At 48.2% G+C, this 16,054-nt stretch carries 14 protein-coding genes; 11 read left to right on the top strand and 3 right to left on the bottom strand.

The annotated features are described in order from the left end of the window. Positions 1-75: 75 nt before the first annotated feature. On the bottom strand, positions 76-411 hold the full coding sequence (locus tag DESPODRAFT_RS15445) for a type II toxin-antitoxin system HicB family antitoxin (RefSeq protein WP_004074637.1): 336 nt from the start codon (positions 409-411) through the stop codon (positions 76-78). Further along, positions 408-662, bottom strand: coding sequence for a type II toxin-antitoxin system HicA family toxin (locus tag DESPODRAFT_RS15440; protein ID WP_004074628.1), 255 nt, complete (start codon positions 660-662; stop codon positions 408-410). The genes DESPODRAFT_RS15445 and DESPODRAFT_RS15440 overlap by 4 nt, the downstream gene beginning before the upstream one ends. Before the next feature lie 431 nt (positions 663-1,093). Between DESPODRAFT_RS15440 and DESPODRAFT_RS21765 the strand changes: the two genes are divergently transcribed. From DESPODRAFT_RS21765 to DESPODRAFT_RS15420, 4 genes are all read left to right on the top strand, one after another. Next, on the top strand, positions 1,094-1,300 hold the full coding sequence (locus DESPODRAFT_RS21765; RefSeq protein ID WP_040016035.1) for an Rpn family recombination-promoting nuclease/putative transposase: 207 nt from the start codon (positions 1,094-1,096) through the stop codon (positions 1,298-1,300). 148 nt (positions 1,301-1,448) lie between these two features. Beyond that, positions 1,449-1,802, top strand: coding sequence for an RpnC/YadD family protein (locus DESPODRAFT_RS15430; protein WP_040016034.1), 354 nt, complete (start codon positions 1,449-1,451; stop codon positions 1,800-1,802). A 237-nt stretch (positions 1,803-2,039) separates the two neighbouring features. Further along, positions 2,040-2,384, top strand: coding sequence for a DUF4258 domain-containing protein (locus DESPODRAFT_RS15425; protein ID WP_004074626.1), 345 nt, complete (start codon positions 2,040-2,042; stop codon positions 2,382-2,384). Between the two features lie 4 nt (positions 2,385-2,388). Then, complete coding sequence (locus tag DESPODRAFT_RS15420) at positions 2,389-2,619, top strand: type II toxin-antitoxin system MqsA family antitoxin (RefSeq protein WP_004074625.1); 231 nt, start codon at positions 2,389-2,391, stop codon at positions 2,617-2,619. A gap of 249 nt (positions 2,620-2,868) precedes the next feature. On the opposite strand, the gene hrpA is transcribed toward DESPODRAFT_RS15420, so the two are convergent. After that, a complete protein-coding gene (gene hrpA / locus DESPODRAFT_RS15415; protein ID WP_040016407.1) occupies positions 2,869-6,891 on the bottom strand; it encodes an ATP-dependent RNA helicase HrpA in 4,023 nt (1,340 codons plus the stop codon). A gap of 281 nt (positions 6,892-7,172) precedes the next feature. On the opposite strand from hrpA, the gene DESPODRAFT_RS15410 reads away from it, so the two are divergent. The 7 genes from DESPODRAFT_RS15410 (at position 7,173) to DESPODRAFT_RS15380 (ending at position 16,053) form a co-directional block, all read left to right on the top strand. Continuing rightward, a complete protein-coding gene (locus DESPODRAFT_RS15410; RefSeq protein ID WP_004074623.1) occupies positions 7,173-7,931 on the top strand; it encodes a ParA family protein in 759 nt (252 codons plus the stop codon). Further along, positions 7,928-8,797, top strand: coding sequence for a ParB/RepB/Spo0J family partition protein (locus DESPODRAFT_RS15405; RefSeq protein ID WP_004074622.1), 870 nt, complete (start codon positions 7,928-7,930; stop codon positions 8,795-8,797). The genes DESPODRAFT_RS15410 and DESPODRAFT_RS15405 overlap by 4 nt, the downstream gene beginning before the upstream one ends. Further along, positions 8,794-10,500 (top strand): 4-hydroxy-3-methylbut-2-enyl diphosphate reductase, encoded by a 1,707-nt coding sequence (ispH, locus tag DESPODRAFT_RS15400; RefSeq protein WP_004074621.1) that lies wholly within the window; start codon positions 8,794-8,796, stop codon positions 10,498-10,500. The genes DESPODRAFT_RS15405 and ispH overlap by 4 nt, the downstream gene beginning before the upstream one ends. A 36-nt stretch (positions 10,501-10,536) precedes the next feature. After that, positions 10,537-12,696 carry a flagellar assembly protein A gene (locus DESPODRAFT_RS15395; protein ID WP_004074612.1) on the top strand — a complete coding sequence of 720 codons (2,160 nt, stop codon included), beginning with the start codon at positions 10,537-10,539 and terminating at the stop codon, positions 12,694-12,696. A gap of 398 nt (positions 12,697-13,094) precedes the next feature. Further along, positions 13,095-13,925, top strand: coding sequence for a 4'-phosphopantetheinyl transferase family protein (locus DESPODRAFT_RS15390; protein ID WP_157488503.1), 831 nt, complete (start codon positions 13,095-13,097; stop codon positions 13,923-13,925). Between the two features lie 191 nt (positions 13,926-14,116). Continuing rightward, a complete protein-coding gene (gene pheA, locus DESPODRAFT_RS15385) occupies positions 14,117-15,256 on the top strand; it encodes a prephenate dehydratase (RefSeq protein ID WP_004074608.1) in 1,140 nt (379 codons plus the stop codon). Next, entirely contained in the window at positions 15,253-16,053 is an 801-nt protein-coding gene (locus DESPODRAFT_RS15380; RefSeq protein ID WP_004074605.1) for a shikimate dehydrogenase, read from the top strand. The genes pheA and DESPODRAFT_RS15380 overlap by 4 nt, the downstream gene beginning before the upstream one ends. The last annotated feature ends 1 nt before the right edge of the window (position 16,054 follow it).

Genomic DNA, 16,054 nt, shown 5'->3' with positions numbered 1-16,054 from the left:
CCCATCCTGAATCAGAGATTCAGAAGGGGCTTGTAAAAGCCCGAGTTGATAACCTCTGAGGATAAGCCGGGTGTGTTAATGCGCGTGAGCAGCCTCCTCAAGCACCCTGGCAGCCCATTGATTGATGCTTTGCCCTTTTATTTCTGCGGCTGTCGCCACCGCAGCATGGACATCCACAGGGATTCTTAACATAAGATTTCCCGAATATGTTTTATTGGGTTTCTGGCCTAATTTTTTACAGGCCGAAAGATAGTCATCTATCGACTCGGCAAAAGCCGACTCAAGCTCCGACACCGTTTCCCCATGGAAGCTGATCACGTCATTGATACCAATAACCCGGCCAACAAAAATTTTATCTTCCGGATCAAAATCTATCCTGGCACAATAGCCTTTATATTTCATTCCGTTCATGGCGTCACTCCTATCTTGATCAAAAACTCACGTGCTGCTTTAATTCGGTATTTGAGGGCCTCTTTTTCGGGGTGAGGCCTATGAAAGTAGGCCCTAACGCCATCTTTTTCGAATGTAACACTTGAACCGGAACCCTCTATTACCCGACATCCTACGACAACAAACAAAGACTCTATCTTTTTCCATTCCAAATTGCTGTTTACCGGATCTTGAAAAATAGCGGCCTGTGTTTTTCGATGTTTTGTGTTCATGTTTTAATAATAAATTCATTCGTCATTTATTGCAATCAATAAATGATTGCACTCAGAAATAATGCCCCAAAACGCAACATGAGCCTAAATTTTTTGCAAAATATTTTTTTGGGACGTCTCGAAATTCTATAAAATTTTGTGCGATTCTAATGCGTAATGTGTAGTCAGAGTCAGTGATGTCCGAATGCCATTGGTTGGGAGTCGGACCAAATTAACTAATTGGAATTATGAGGGATATGAGTCAAAAACGTCTCAAAAATCCTCTTAAAAGCCTTATTTAGCCCCCAAAAGAGACCGTTTAAGGTAGAACACATATCATTGGCCCGCGCAAATCGACATTTTATTCCAGACTAGATTCGGCACATAACTCACCGGTGCCATAAGCGGGAATTTCTTCTCAAGTTCTCGAAAGATCGCCATCGTTATTTGCAGTGGCTGTATCAGGCCAAGAAACGGTATACAGAGAAACGTGGAGCGATCTTGCCAGTGCAAAGTCTTTTTTGCAGAACTACCTGCCGGGGAAGGTTCTGGACGTTGCCCGGCTTGATACCCTTGAAATCTGCAAAGACAGCTTTATTGAACCTGATTTGAAGGATTATTATTCTCGGAAATATACGGACACCTTACTTATTTATTGACAAAGATTAAAGCATTTGTTTACATTCTACCATGGCACGAATGGCAAGAGCGGTCGCCCCTGGTTTTCCACATCACATCACAGAAAGGGGAAATAGACGACAGCAGACATTTTTTAGCGATCAAGACTATCAATCGTATCTGGCTTTGATGGCGGAATGGTGCGTTAATTGGTATCTGGCATCGGTGCTGGATGAGGATGAACTGTCTTTGAAGGAAATAAAAGAGATGGCTGAGCAGGCTATCTCCAAAGAGACGGGGGAATATATCATGACATTGGCAGAGAAACTTCGGAAAGAAGGCGAAGAGAGGGGGAAGTTGGAAGGTAAATTGGAAGGGCTCAAAGAAACCATTGAGCTGGGAATAACCCTCAAGTTTCCGGGAGACATTGATACAGTGATGATCGAAGTGAACAAAATTGATGATTTGAAAACACTTGTCAAAATCAAAGAAGCCATAAAAACAGCAAAAGACAGCTCGGAGATCCTGGCCCTGATGAAATAACACGAATTCGGGGATATACTGAATGCTGGTTTTCGGGTCGGACCCAGATAAGTTTCTGTTTTAACGAAAGGTGTTGCTTTAATCATGGGCTGAAAGTGTCTTAGAGTGTGCTTTTCGATGCCCAAAAGAGGCGTTTAATAAAATGATTTTTCCTGATTGTCGTTATTGGAGGGGTTGCGTATCGGGCAAGATTTCAATATACTATGAAATAATACTAAACTTGGATTAGTCAGAAAAATGGACCTCCCATATGAACCAAAAAAACTTGAGACTTGGATACAGGAAATTCGTTTGCTGGTCAGTTTGGAAAAGGTTTCCCTGAAAAAGCACTGTATTTTAAGGATGCGGCAAAGAAGAATATCCATAGATGAGTTCAAGGAGGCTATGTCGCATGCAAAAATTGTAGAATATTATCAGGACGATTATCCTTTACCTAGTGCATTGATCCTTGGTTTCACAGCATTGGGAAGGCCACTGCATGCTGTGGCGGCTTTGGATCAGAATAGTGAAATGCTCTGGATTATCACTTTGTATGAACCTACAATAGAACTGTGGGATGACCAATTCAAAAACAGGAAATAACAACATGGATTGTCCTCTTTGTAAAGGAAAAATGGAGATGGGAACAACTATTCTTCCTTTTGAAATGAAAAACGGCAGAGTAATTGTTGTTCAAAATGTACCGGCAAAGATTTGTGAACAATGTGGAGAGGAATATGTGGATATGGATGTGGCCAGAAATGTAGAAGCCCTGTTAAACCGGCTAGAACTTGATGGATTAAGTATGGGTTTTGTGGAGTATGGTGTGGCCGCTTGAATCAAGGGAGCGAAGAATTCAAGAATTCCGCCTATGAGAAAGTAAGTCAAGAAAAAACACTTCACCCTTTGCATAAAAATGCATTTTTTTTTGCTTACGGTCTCCAGGTTGCCTATTCACAATGTGTTCCTGTATTTGTTCATTAACGGCTCTTGCTTTATCATCTCTTTACAATAAGGTTCTCAGTATTCCTCATCCGCCTATTTGAGCTCTTTTGCCAACCGATATTTTTTCAGCTGGACCGGGCTATTATATCATGGTGGAAAGATCCAACAAAGCCTCATCCAGGCGTTTGGCTGAAATCTTGAACCGGGTTTTGAGCTCCTGGGCATATACGGAAATTTTATACTCCTCCAGCATCCAGAAAAACGCTTCCACTGCATTGGATTTTTCCTTTGAAGAGCCCGGGTCAAGGCTTGAAATCAGGTGGGCAAGCTTTTGTTCATAGGGCACGACAAGTTGTTTTTTCTGGGCCTCTTTGGCCGGGTTGTCCACCCAGCGCCTGGCGCGGATAGAGAGGCATTCCAGGTTTTTTGGCAGCAGCGCAATCCGGTTTAGATCGTAAAGTTCCAGGAAATTGGCCGGGCACAGGTTTTTCAGCTCATTGAATATTGCTGTCAATGCCTCGAAAATGAGCGGTCGCTCCTTGGATGCAAGACTCAAGCTTTGCAGCAGATCAAAACAGGTGGCATATTCCCGGCCCACGGTCAGGATCTCTTCCATGGCCTGGCGGCCAAGGGTGTACAGTTTAGGACGAAGCGCCTGCACATGGTCATCAAACGCTTTTTGTGTGAAAATTTCCTTTTGAAAAAAGGCCTTTGCCATGGCATTGTAGGCCATCCGGGCAAAGGTGGGTTTGTCATTGAAGTAGGGTGCGATCCGCCTTAAGCCTTCAGTTCTGTTTATATCTTTTTTCAATGCCTTGATATCATCGGGGAACATGATTTCGAACAGGCGGCAAACCCCTTTGGCGTGGCTTTCCAAGGCCATTTCCCTTGTTTTGAACAAGGTTAAGGTAACCGAATCGCTGTCTGGTCCGCAGCAAAGACCGGGAAAGGCTTTGCGCCGGGTGCCGTTGCCTTCGTCCAACTGGATTTCCTGTTCTATGTCAGGAAAATTCCACTCCCGGAGACCTGTTTTTTCAAAGGCCTTTTTTGTCCGTTCAAAGGCATTGGTCTTTTGGACCGGACGTTGGGTGGCAAACGTTCCGAGTTTGGATAGGTCCCTTAGGGATTTGATCTCCCTGTCTTTGTGGTCCCGGATGGATATCCGCATTTTCAAGTGATCCGCAAGATCTTCATCCGACCAGGCAGAAGCCGGGATCACAAGGTTGAAATGCTTTTGAATGACGCCGGACAGTTTTGAGTATAAAGGCGCATCCGAGTCGGGCAGGTGGTCGGCAATAAAATCAGCCCGCTGCTGGATGGGCATCAGTTTTATCCGATGGGATTTGGGCAGAGCCTTGATCAAAGCGGCGATCTTTTCCCTGAGCAGCCCAGGCACCAATGTCTCCACCTGGTGGGGGGAGATAAGCGCCGCATCCTGACTTGGCACTTTCAGGGTCACCCCGTCCGTCTTTGCCCCGGGGTTGAATTCGTAATCCAGGGCAAACTCCCCCTGGTCCGTGGTAAGGGTGTCGGGAAACCGGGCCAGCAACGCCTCGTCCACATCTGTCTTCTGCAGGTCTTCACGGGTCATGCGCAGAAAGGTATCATCTTTTTTATCTTTGATGAATTTGGCAAAGGTGCGGATATTGTAAAAGGGTTTGGGGAGCCGGGACTGGTAGAACAGATAAATCTCATCGTCCGAAGCCAGGATATCCCGCTGCCGGGTTTTGTCCTCCAGGGTTGCGATCTCTTCGATGAGATTTTTGTTGTGGGTCATGAACCCGAACTCCTGGTAGATCTCCCCCTGGACCAGGGCATGGCGGATGAACAGCTCCCCGGACTCTTCGGGATTGATTTTTCCATAGGCCACGGATCTGCCGCTTGCAAGGATAAGGCCGAACAAAGAGACCTGTTCGGATGCCACCACCTCCCCGCGTTTCTTTTCCCAGTGGGGGTCACTGTAGGTGCGGGTGCAAAGGCTTTGGCCGATCTCTTCGATCCAGGCCGGGTCGATATTACCCACACACCGGGCAAACAGCTGGCTGGTCTTGACATATTCGGCGGCCACAATCCAGTTGCCTGCCTTGTTGAACAGGCCGGAACCCGGAAAGATAACAGCCTGCCCACCTTTGGCGGCTGTGAAAAGGTTTTTCTCCTTTTTTTGGGCAATGCCGGCCAGATATCCGTGGAGAAGGGCCTTGTGGATGGCGGCATACAAGGGACCGCCATGCTCAAACTGACCAGACTCAAGGTCTTCGGCCTTTAGGTCCTCTGCTGGCGGCGCTGTCTGTTCAATGCCGTGTTCTTTGATTATCCGGGTGATCTGGCCATGGATATCCTGCCACTCGCGCAGTCGCTTGAAGGAGAGAAAATTTTCAATGCACCATTTGCGAAGGGCGGAACGTGATTTTAACCGGTTCCGGGCGTCTATGCATGCATTCCAGATATTGAGCAGGGTAATGAAATCTGATGCCGGGTCTTTGAATTGGGCATGCTTCTGGTCCGCGGCCTGGATCTTGTCTGCCGGTCTCTGTCGGATGTCGGAGACGGTCAGTGCCGTGGTGATGATTACCGCTTCTTTCAGAACCCCGGTATCTCCTGCGTTGAGCAGAATGCGGGAGAGTTTCGGGTCCATGGGCAGCCTGGCCATTAAGCGGCCCGAAGGGGTAAGCCGATATTTTTTGCCTTGTCTTTTTTTTGCACCTGTTTGGGGCCCAGGCTTGTTAGCTGCAATGGCGTCAAGTTCCAACAGGATGTCAAACCCGTCCGTGATGCTTTTTGCGGCAGGCGGATCAATAAAGGGAAAGGTGGATACATCTTCAAGCCCTAACGCCATCATGCGTAAAATAACTTCAGCCAGGTTGCTGCGCAAAATTTCAGGCGTTGTAAAAAAAGGGCGGCCATTGAAATCATTTTCATCGTAAAGCCGGATGCATACGCCGTTTTCCACACGGCCGCAGCGGCCCATGCGCTGGTTGGCGCTGGACTGGGACACGGGGCTGACCGGCAGTGCCGTGGTCCGGGTTCTTGGAGAATAGGCGGGGATACGGGCAAGGCCTGTGTCCACCACATATTTGATGCCGGGGATGGTCAAAGATGTTTCCGCCACATTGGTGGAAACCACGACCTTTCTGCCGGGACCTGAAGCAAATATCTTTGCCTGATCTCCGGCAGACAGCCGCGCAAACAGCGGCAGAATCGTGACTCCGGAAAGGTTTTTCCCTTTAAGTATTTCCATGGTCTCTGAGATATCCTGCTCTGTGGGCATGAATATCAGAATATCGCCGGTCCGGGTGCGCATTAACAGATCGGCCGCGTGTCCGGCTGCTGCCTCCACATACCCCTGGTCATCCGGGGCACCGGTGCTCTCCCCGTTGTTATTGTCCTCTTCAATGGGTGCGTAGATCAGTTCCACCGGGTACATCCGGCCCGAAACCTCAATCACCGGGGCATTGTCAAAGGCTTTGGAAAATTTTTCCGTATCAATGGTGGCGCTGGTGATGATCAGTTTGAGATCACGACGATTTTTGACAAGGCTGCGCAGAATGCCTAAAACAAAATCAATATTAAGGCTGCGTTCATGGGCCTCATCCACAATCAGGGTGTCATAGTGGTTTAAAAAGCGGTCCTGCTGGGTTTCAGCCAACAAAATGCCGTCGGTCATCAGCTTAATATATGCGTTGTCAGGCGTGTGGTCGTCAAACCGGATTTTATATCCCACGGATTGCCCCAAAGATTCATTGAGCTCAAAGGCAATGCGTTTGGCCACGGTCATGGCGGCAATGCGCCGGGGCTGGGTGCAGCCGATCATGCCCGAAACCCCGCGGCCCGCTTCCAGGCAGAATTTAGGAATCTGGGTGGTTTTACCGGATCCGGTTTCACCTGAAATGATCACCACAGGATAATCCTGTATGGCCTTAATGATCCTCTCTTTTTCGGCGTTGATGGGCAGATTCGGGTCAAAGCGGATGTTTTGGGGCAGATTGTCCATGCGCTGCTGCCGGATATCAACCGAGGCCCGGGCTCTTGATAGAAGATCTTTTAAAAAATTTTTGCCGGGTCCCTGACCGGGTTTTTGCCTGCTGCGCAAGGCGCGGGCCAACATATACCGGTCCCGGCACATGGCCTTTGGAATGAGCGTTTTGATTTGATCTGAAATTGACATAATACCGCCAATAGTAGCCAGGGTTTTGAAAATGTCAAATAAACCGTTTGATACTGCCGTCCATTTTTTTATTGACATGGATTTTGGAATAGGGGAATACAATGCTTTACCCTATCGTTGGGGGTATTCTCGGGGCAACAGGGGAGAACTGTAGCAACATCAGCATATTGTTAACGTCTGTGATCCTGCCGTATCCTTAAAAAAAAACGGCCAAATCGCCCGGTAGGTGGAATGGTCATATGTTTGCCTATACACTATAATTATGATAAGAAAATTGGATTATGACTCAGATTATCAGTATTGCCAATCAGAAGGGTGGCGTGGGTAAAACCACCACAGCAGTTAATCTGGCGGCCTCCCTCGCCAAACTGAAAAAAAAAGTGCTGCTTGTGGATTGTGATTCTCAGGCCAATGCCACCACTGCACTTGGGGTGGACAAACCCGCCCTGCAAGCCTCTTTGTATGACGGTTTGATTGGGGAAACCGGCATTGAGAATATGCTTTTGCCCACCATGCTCGAGGATTTGACCCTGGTACCGGCCAATGTCGATCTCATCGGATTTGAGGTGGAAATGATGTCTGTCCCAAAAAGAGAGGCCCGACTCAAGGAGCTTCTGGCTCCCGTGGCCGACAAATTTGATTTCATCATTATTGACTGTCCGCCGGCGTTAAGTCTTTTAACGCTGAACGCTTTTTCCGCAAGCCATTCCGTTGTTATTCCTTTGCAGAGTGAATTTCTTGCACTGGAAGGATTAGGGCAGCTCTTAGATACAATCAAGCGAATCAAGAATGCATTTAATTCGAGCCTTATAATTAAAGGCATTTTGCTGACAATGTTCGACCGCAGGACCAATTTATCCCAGAATGTGGTGGATGAGGCCAGGCAGTATTTTAAAGACCTTGTGTTCAAGACAAAAATTCCCCGTAATGTGAAGCTTGGAGAGGCGCCAAGCTATGGTCTGCCGGTTCTTCTGTATGATAAAACGTCACCAGGTGCTAAAAGTTATATCTCCTTTGCCAGGGAACTTCTAAAACGATGATGAACAAGAAACGAAAAAATACCGGTCTGGGCCGGGGAATATCTGCGCTGATCCCCGATATGGAAGAACCCGAAGCCAATTCGGATTTTTTCTTTTGTAATATTGAACAGTTAAGCCCTAACCGCTATCAGCCCAGAACCCGGTTCAGTGAAGAGGAACAGGAGCGGCTTACCCAGTCCATTGCCGAACAGGGTGTGCTCCAGCCCCTTTTGGCCAGGAAAATTGATGGTGCCTATGAATTGATTGCCGGAGAGCGGCGCTTGCGGGCAGCAAAGGCGGCCGGGCTTGCCCAGGTTCCCGTCATTATCCTGGATCTTACGGATGAGCAGGTTCTTGAGGTTTCGATTATCGAAAATGTTCAAAGGGAAAATCTCAACGTGCTTGAGGAGGCCGAAGCTTATTTCCGGCTCATCGATGAGTTTGGATATACCCAGGAAAAGGTGGCCGAAAAAATCGGCAAGAATCGGTCCACCATTGCCAATCTGCTGCGTCTGCGCAGTCTGCCCGAAAAGATCAAGGAGAGTCTGGTTGCCGAAGAGATCACCATGGGACATGCCAGGGCATTGTTGGGGGCAGGTACTGTTGAAAATCAGCTCTATCTGTTCGAACAGGTGGTGGCGCAACATCTGTCGGTGCGGGAAACCGAACGATTGGTAAATCAGGATAAAAAAGAGCCTCAAAAAATCGCAAAAAACATTAATGCAGACGAAACACAGTTTCTGGAAGAGACCTCGTTTCAGATATCCTCCCGGATCAACTCTCCGGTCTCCATCAAGAAAAGCGGGGGCCGTGGACGAATCGAGATTAAATTCTCATCCGGGGCCGAATTTAACCGTCTTGTGGAGTTGCTGAGTAGAGTTTCATGAAAATTTCAATTGCTAAAACCGCAGGTTTTTGTATGGGTGTCCGTCGGGCCGTGGACATGGTACTGGATGCATCCAATGAGGCCAAGGAACCGATTTATACCTATGGGCCTTTAATCCATAATCCCCAGGTCCTGGAGATGCTCGAAAGCAAACAGATTTTTAGGATGGATACGATTCCCGAATCCGGAAAAGGCATCGTACTCATCCGGGCCCACGGGGTGCCGCCCGAAGATGAAAAGGCCCTGGCTGATGCGGGATTCACTGTGCTGAACGCCACTTGTCCCCGGGTGGTAAGGGTCCAGGTGATCATCGATAAATATTCAAAAAAAGGTTACGACACCATTATCCTTGGGGATGAAAAGCATCCGGAGGTTATCGGCCTTCTGGGATATGCCCGGGGGAAAGGACATACCATCACCAATCTGGATCAGCTTAAATCACTTCCCAGGTTTGAAAAGGCTGTGGTCGTGGCCCAAACCACGCAGAACACCAAGATTTTTGCGCAGATCAAGGAGTGGTGCAGTACCAATACCCCCCATTACGAAATTTTTAATACCATCTGCGATTCCACGGAAAAACGGCAGAATGAGGTCCGGGAAATGGCCGTTACCCATGATGCCGTTATTGTTGTGGGGGGAAAATTTTCCGGAAATACAAAGCGCCTTGCCCAGGTAGCCGCTGAAACCGGTAAACCGTCCATGCACATTGAACAGGCATCGGAAATCGATTATGCATCCATTTCCCATGTACAATCCATTGCCATTACCGCAGGCGCTTCAACGCCCAACTGGATCATCAATGATACCTGCAGCAGGGTGGAACAGGCCTTGAGAGAGAAACGGCCCGGGCTAAAAAAAGTTATGGCCGTGCTGGATGTGCTGATGAAAACCAACATGATTCTGGCCGCAGGCGCAGGTTGCCTGACCCTGGGGACAGCCATGATTTCCGGCGCACAAAATCCTGGTGTACCAGCGGTCATTGCCATGTTTTATATCCTGTCCATGCAGATCATGAACAACATGATGACCATCGGGGCCGATACCTACAACAAACCTGACCGGGCAGCCCTTTATAAGCGAAACAAGCAATGGCTTTTGCTTGTGGCGTTCCTGTCCGGTGCGGCCGGGCTTTACCTGGCATGGACAAGGGGATGGGGGTATTTTAGCATGCTGCTCATCATGATGCTGTTAGGCATGTCCTACACCCGCACCATTGTCCCCTCCTTTTTCTCCGGACGAAAAATGTACCGGATCAAGGATGTTCCCGGGTCAAAGACCATTCTGATTGCAGCGGCATGGGGTATTGTTACAAGCCTGATGCCCGGGATCAGCCTTAAGGCAAACCCCGGCCTGACCCTGGTGGCCTTTGTGTTTGCCACAGTGCTTTCGTTTGCCAGGACCACCTTTATGGATATCCTGGCTGTTCAGGGTGACAGGATTGCAGGCCGGGAAACGCTTCCCATCCTTCTGGGCAAAAAGAAGAGCCTAAAATTTGTTCGTTACACCCTTGTGGCCGCAATTATTATTCCTTTAATTTTAACCGTTTGGGTCTCTCCTGCCGTCTGCGGCCTTGCCCTTATACCGGCTTTCATGCTTATATTGACCTTACGGTATAAAATTGACAGAGATCTTTCCGCCAACTTTTATGAGTTCTGGTTCGAGTTCCCCTTGCTGTTTGCAGGCGTTATTGCTGCTCTGAGCTGATAATTATCCTTTCTTACGGCAAATGCAGGAAAATATATGGCAAATGGGTCAAAACAAGACAATACAGTTCCGCTGATAGGCACCCTGGCTGTTAAAAAGCAACTTATCAGTGAGGAACAGTTGCAAAAGGCCCTTGCCCAATGCAGTGATGATAACGATATAGAAGAAAAACTCACCGCATACTTTCTTGCAGAAAACCTGATTTCATCCCAGAATCTCCACCGGCTGACCATGGCGGCCAAGGCCGTGAGCATCCATCAGAAGGAATATCGGTTTGGCGCCATCGCGCTTGCCATGGGTATTGTGAATAAAAGCGTTCTGGATTTGGCCTTAGAGGAGCAAAAGGAGCAGCTTGAAAAGGGGAAAAAACCCCGGCGCATTGGGGACCTGATGGTGGAAGCCGGCCTGATTACAGTAAAACAACGGGATGATATACTTAAACTTCAGAACCGGCCCTGCAAGCCGCCTGACGGGGCCCACAAACCGCCGGAAAACGCAGAACGTCTCGTGAAGGGGCTGGCCATCGCCCATGATGCGCATTACACTTCGGCCAACAATATTCCGGGGCAAACCCTGGAATCTGATGGAGATCAGGTCCTTGACCGTATGGGACAGGTGGCGCAGATATGCGGCGGGCTTTTACTCCAGATCACCTGCGATCATTTATATGCATTTTTATCAAAAACCTGTGACATGGATCCGGATATCCCGGCCGTGGTTATTCGTGCGACTTTGGCCGAAAAGGGGGTTGTTTTTGGTCTGGCATCCGATGAGCGGATAGAGCGATTTATCAGATCCCCCATTGCGGATTCCACATTTTTCATTGTGGCCCAGGGGGTGCCTCCTTCCCCGGGCAAAGATAGCAAAATAGAGTTTTTTTTTAATACGGATTATCTGAAAACCGGTGGTATGGATGATTTTGGAAATATTGATTTTAAACGCAGGCGCCCAAGGCCGCTGGTGGAAAAAGGCACCGTGCTGGCTGAAAAAATTGCAGGGAGTACACCCCAGCCGGGCAAGGATGTCTACGGCAATACCATTAAGGCGATTGCCGGAATGGATGATCTGTGTCGTGTCGGCGGCGGCACAGTGTTGTCCGAGGACGGTCAGAAGGTGCTGGCCACGGTTCGGGGAACCCCTAGGATCACCCTGGCCGGGTCGATTGTGGTCCATGAAGAATCTGTCGTTAAGGGAGATATTGACAATGAAACCGAGCCCGTTGAATTTGACGGCAACATCCGTGTCTGCGGGAGCATAAAATCCGGTGCCAGGGTGTGCGGCGTTGATATTTCCGCACTGGAAGTGGACAAGGGCACTGTAGAGGCCAACGGAGATCTGACTGTTACCCGCGGCATCAATGCCGCCCGGGTGTACGCCCGGGGCAATGTCTATGCGAACTACATTACCAATAGCGAAATTGTCTGTATGGGTGATGTGTTTGTTAAAAAGAAGATTGTGGATTCAACAATTGAATGCTCCGGGGCCTGTTCGATTATCACCGGTATGCTGGTTTCAAGCCGGGTGTTCGCCAAAATGGGGCTGATGGCCCGCAGTATCGGCTCCGGCGGAACAGCCGGCCCTTCCAGAATCAGGGTCGGGCATGATGCGTTTGCTGCACGGGAACTGGAAAAAAACAGTGCCGGGACAATGCAGGTGGAAGAGGCAATCCATAACCTTGGGAAGAAAAAGAATACGATCCTCAGACAGGCGGCAGGTATTAAAAAACAGATGACCGAACTGGAGCGGGTCAAGGAACGTCTCCTGGTTAAATGCCGGAAAATTGAATCCCGGAGGGCACGCTCTCCGGGTGACCGGGAATCCTTGCACAGCCATTTAACCGGACTTAAAAAAAATTTAAAGGCTGCAGAAAGCAAAATGCAGATGTGTGCGGCACAAATCAAAGACCTTGTAAAACAGGCAACAAAAGTGGACCGGCAGTTCTCTGGAGCCGTGGCATCCCAAAAGGGACTGGTGCATGAGAAAAAAAATTTGCTCCGCTGGTCGGAACATACTCCGGGAAAGGCCCGGGTGGTTGTGGACGGTGAAATCGTGTCCGGCACTGTATTTGTGGGCCTGCACAGCAGATTTGTTCCTGATACTGAACTCTGTCATGTCCGGATTACGGAGCGGCCCGTTAAATGCCAGGATCAGGAACAATCTGAAGTCATTTACCAGATGCAGGTGGACAATCTTTGACAGACGGCCGGCCCTGGGCGATTCCTTATACACAAAGACTCTCATCCCATCAAGGAGCTTCTCCGCAGAGGTGGCCGGATTTCGCGGAACATTGTCAAGTGTGTTGCGGTATTGAAACTGATAGACGCGGTGACACTATTCTCCTCAGTATTTTTCAAGACCTGAATCAGAGACCAGAAATATTTTTCTCGCCCTCATTCGTCTGGTGTACATGCCGGCATATTTAAGGCTTTTTTTGCCAAAAAAATTTCAGGACAGGAATAGAAAGTTTTAAAATTTCCCGGAAAAGATCTGATTTTGAAATGGATTTAAAGCTTAAAAAGGATCTTTTTTATGGTATGCTAGTATCCTTTTTAAACCTGAGGATACGAAAAATTAAAGAACAGCAGGTCTCAGTTATGAAAAAACCGCCTTCTCCGGATTCCGGTCATGTTTATGTATACTACACCCGGGCAGACCGGATATCAGATCCCTGTCTTTTAGAACAATACAGGGCCTGTCTTTCCCCCCCTGAAATCCGGAAGGCGGATCGGTATATGAAACAATCAGACCGGCACCTCAGCCTGGTGTCCAGGGCCCTATTGCGCTATTTGATCGCCGAAACGACCCGACAGGATCCGCGATCCCTTAACTTTTCGGTTAATGAACATGGCAAACCCTTTCTTGCTGAATTGCCGGATATGCATTTTAACCTTTCCCATAGCCATGGTGTGGCAGTCTGCGCCCTGTGCCGGAATGCTGCCGTGGGTGTGGATGTGGAAGATGTGGGGCGGCACACGGATTTTTCCATTGCCAAACGCTTTTTTTCTTCTTGTGAGGCAGCGCTTGTCTCACAGGCACCAGAGGCTGAAAAACGAAAGCTGTTTTTTGATATCTGGACTTTGAAAGAGGCCTATATCAAGGCGGTTGGCAAGGGATTATCCATCCCTCTAAACAGTTTTTCATTTAATGTAAATGAAACTGGCATTCAAATCACCTTCCGTGATACCGGTCGGGCCGACCCCATGTGGCAGTTTTTCCAATGGCGCCCCGAACCCGGCAAAATTGTTGCTGCCGCCGTTCGGTCCGCTTCTCCCATTGTTTTTAAACATTTTGGGTGTGTTCCGTTTGTGGGTATAGCACCCAACCCATTAATTTCCAGGATATGTTTACATGCGATTGGCCTGGAGATTGAGTCTGAATCTATTGACAGAAACAGATCCAACGTATATGGTCTTAAAAAAATATAAGGGGAGAAATAGTTTAATGATCTTTAGCTTCAGCAAAAATTTTTATTTTAGCACTCGATTTTATAGAAAGGACAGCCTGCCTGTGGACAACTGATTTTTCCCATAAATTTTAACTAAATCACTAAAACCGCAGCAGGCAAAACCTGAGGCGGTTTTTTTATTTGAAGCTGATTATAAAAAAGGAAATTGACATGACTGACCATGAGATTAAAGACAAGGACAATCAAAAGCAGGCAGAAGATGATTCTTCGCCCCTGTCTCCGCTTCGTGGCGAAATTGACCGTATTGATGAGCGCATTCTTGAACTGATCAATCAGCGCCTTGAGATCGGCAAAAAAGTAGGGGAGATTAAAAAACAAAAAGGCAGTCAAATTCTGGATCGAACCCGGGAACGCATGGTGATTGAGCGGCTTTCCCGGCTGAACCCCGGCCCTGCGGACGAAAGCCTGATTCAGTATATTTTCAATGTGATCATCACGGCTACACGGGAAATCCAGAAGCCTAAGACCATTGGTTATTTAGGGCCCCTTGCCAGCCATTCCCATATTGCCGCCCTTCATTATTTCAACCACTGCGGGGAATTTGTAGAACAAGCCGGTTTTTTTGATATTTTCAACAATATCGAGCGAAAAGAGCTGCATTTCGGCATTGTTCCCGTTGAAAACTCCATTGAAGGGGCTGTCAACTATACCCTTGATCTTTTTGCCGAGTTTGATCTTGAAATTACGGCAGAGCATTATGAGCCTGTTTCCCATGATCTGTTATCCATTACAGGGGAACTCAAAGACGTTAAAACCGTTTATTCCCATCCCCAGGCCATTGCCCAGTGCAAAAACTGGTTGAAGAAACATCTGCCCCATGCCATAGTCATGGAGACCAGCTCCACATCAAATGCGGCTCTTCTGGCCTCGAAGGATGAACAGATTGCCGCCATTGCATCCGGCAAAGCAGCACATTTTTATAACCTGCTGCCGGTGGCATCAAAAATACAGGATCGTGCCGGAAATATTACGCGGTTCCTTGTGATTGGGGGTGATCGTCCGGAGAGAACAGGGAATGATAAAACATCTATTATGTTTGCCACGAACCACACCCCGGGCGCACTTTTCAGGGCGCTTTCGCCTGTGAACAGATCCGGCCTGAACATGGTTAAACTTGAATCCAGACCCACGCGTCACTATAACTGGAGCTATCATTTTTTCATGGATATTGAAGGGCATATCCAGGATGAAATCGTATTTCAAACCATTGAACAGATTCGAAGCCAGGCCCTGTATTTAAAGGTGCTGGGGTCGTACCCGATTTTTGAAAAACAGGAGATATTACAATGATTGACGCTGCCACCCGGCTATATTGTCTATTCGGCAATCCTGCCAGGCACTCTAAAGGTCCTGTGATTCATAATGCAGCGTTTAAAGATAAGGACATCAATGCCGTTTACCTTGCTTTTGAGGTGCAGGATGCGGCAGGAGCGGCACAGGCTGTGCGTACGCTCGATATCAAGGGAGCTTCCGTAACCATTCCTTTCAAGGAATCCATCATGGAACATATTGACTGGATCGATCCCACAGCCCGGGCCATTGGTGCCGTAAACACTATAGTGAATGAAAACGGCGTATTAAAAGGATATAATACCGATTGTCAAGCCGCTGTTGCGCCTCTTGTCCCCTTTGGCATTTCAGGAAAAACCGTCTGTATTGTGGGTGCAGGCGGGGCAGCCCGGGCCGTGGCCCACGGTATTGAAGCCCAAAATGGGGATATCATCATCACCAATCGGACGGAACAAAAAGGCCGGGCCCTTGCTGAGACGGTTAATGCTCGGTTTATACCTGCCGAAGAGATGGAAAATATCCAGGCGGATGTGATTATCAACACCACAAGCATCGGCATGACACCCAAAGAGAATGAAATCAGCTTTCCGCCCGAAGCATTAAGATCGGAAATGGTGGTAATGGATGTGGTATATACCCCGTTGAGAACCCGGCTGCTTGAAGCTGCAGAACAAAAGGGCTGCACAACCATTGACGGCCTGTCCATGTTCATTGCCCAGGCAGCCGCCCAGTTTGAATTATGGACAGGTATAATCCCTGATACGGATCTGATGCGAAACACCATTATTAACGACTGAT

The organism is Desulfobacter postgatei 2ac9 (assembly GCF_000233695.2).
In the GTDB taxonomy this organism is placed as follows: domain Bacteria; phylum Desulfobacterota; class Desulfobacteria; order Desulfobacterales; family Desulfobacteraceae; genus Desulfobacter; species Desulfobacter postgatei.
This window is presented reverse-complemented; position numbering and strand designations above follow the sequence as displayed.

Bases quoted from the DNA above. Each gene is read 5' to 3' on its own strand.
- DESPODRAFT_RS15445 (WP_004074637.1), bottom strand. From the start codon at position 411: ATGAACGGAATGAAATATAAAGGCTATTGTGCCAGGATAGATTTTGAT.
- DESPODRAFT_RS15440 (WP_004074628.1), bottom strand. From the start codon at position 662: ATGAACACAAAACATCGAAAAACACAGGCCGCTATTTTTCAAGATCCG.
- DESPODRAFT_RS15430 (WP_040016034.1), top strand. From the start codon at position 1,449: ATGGCGGAATGGTGCGTTAATTGGTATCTGGCATCGGTGCTGGATGAG.
- DESPODRAFT_RS15425 (WP_004074626.1), top strand. From the start codon at position 2,040: ATGGACCTCCCATATGAACCAAAAAAACTTGAGACTTGGATACAGGAA.
- DESPODRAFT_RS15420 (WP_004074625.1), top strand. From the start codon at position 2,389: ATGGATTGTCCTCTTTGTAAAGGAAAAATGGAGATGGGAACAACTATT.
- hrpA (WP_040016407.1), bottom strand. From the start codon at position 6,891: ATGTCAATTTCAGATCAAATCAAAACGCTCATTCCAAAGGCCATGTGC.
- DESPODRAFT_RS15410 (WP_004074623.1), top strand. From the start codon at position 7,173: ATGACTCAGATTATCAGTATTGCCAATCAGAAGGGTGGCGTGGGTAAA.
- DESPODRAFT_RS15405 (WP_004074622.1), top strand. From the start codon at position 7,928: ATGATGAACAAGAAACGAAAAAATACCGGTCTGGGCCGGGGAATATCT.
- ispH (WP_004074621.1), top strand. From the start codon at position 8,794: ATGAAAATTTCAATTGCTAAAACCGCAGGTTTTTGTATGGGTGTCCGT.
- DESPODRAFT_RS15395 (WP_004074612.1), top strand. From the start codon at position 10,537: ATGGCAAATGGGTCAAAACAAGACAATACAGTTCCGCTGATAGGCACC.
- DESPODRAFT_RS15390 (WP_157488503.1), top strand. From the start codon at position 13,095: ATGAAAAAACCGCCTTCTCCGGATTCCGGTCATGTTTATGTATACTAC.
- pheA (WP_004074608.1), top strand. From the start codon at position 14,117: ATGACTGACCATGAGATTAAAGACAAGGACAATCAAAAGCAGGCAGAA.
- DESPODRAFT_RS15380 (WP_004074605.1), top strand. From the start codon at position 15,253: ATGATTGACGCTGCCACCCGGCTATATTGTCTATTCGGCAATCCTGCC.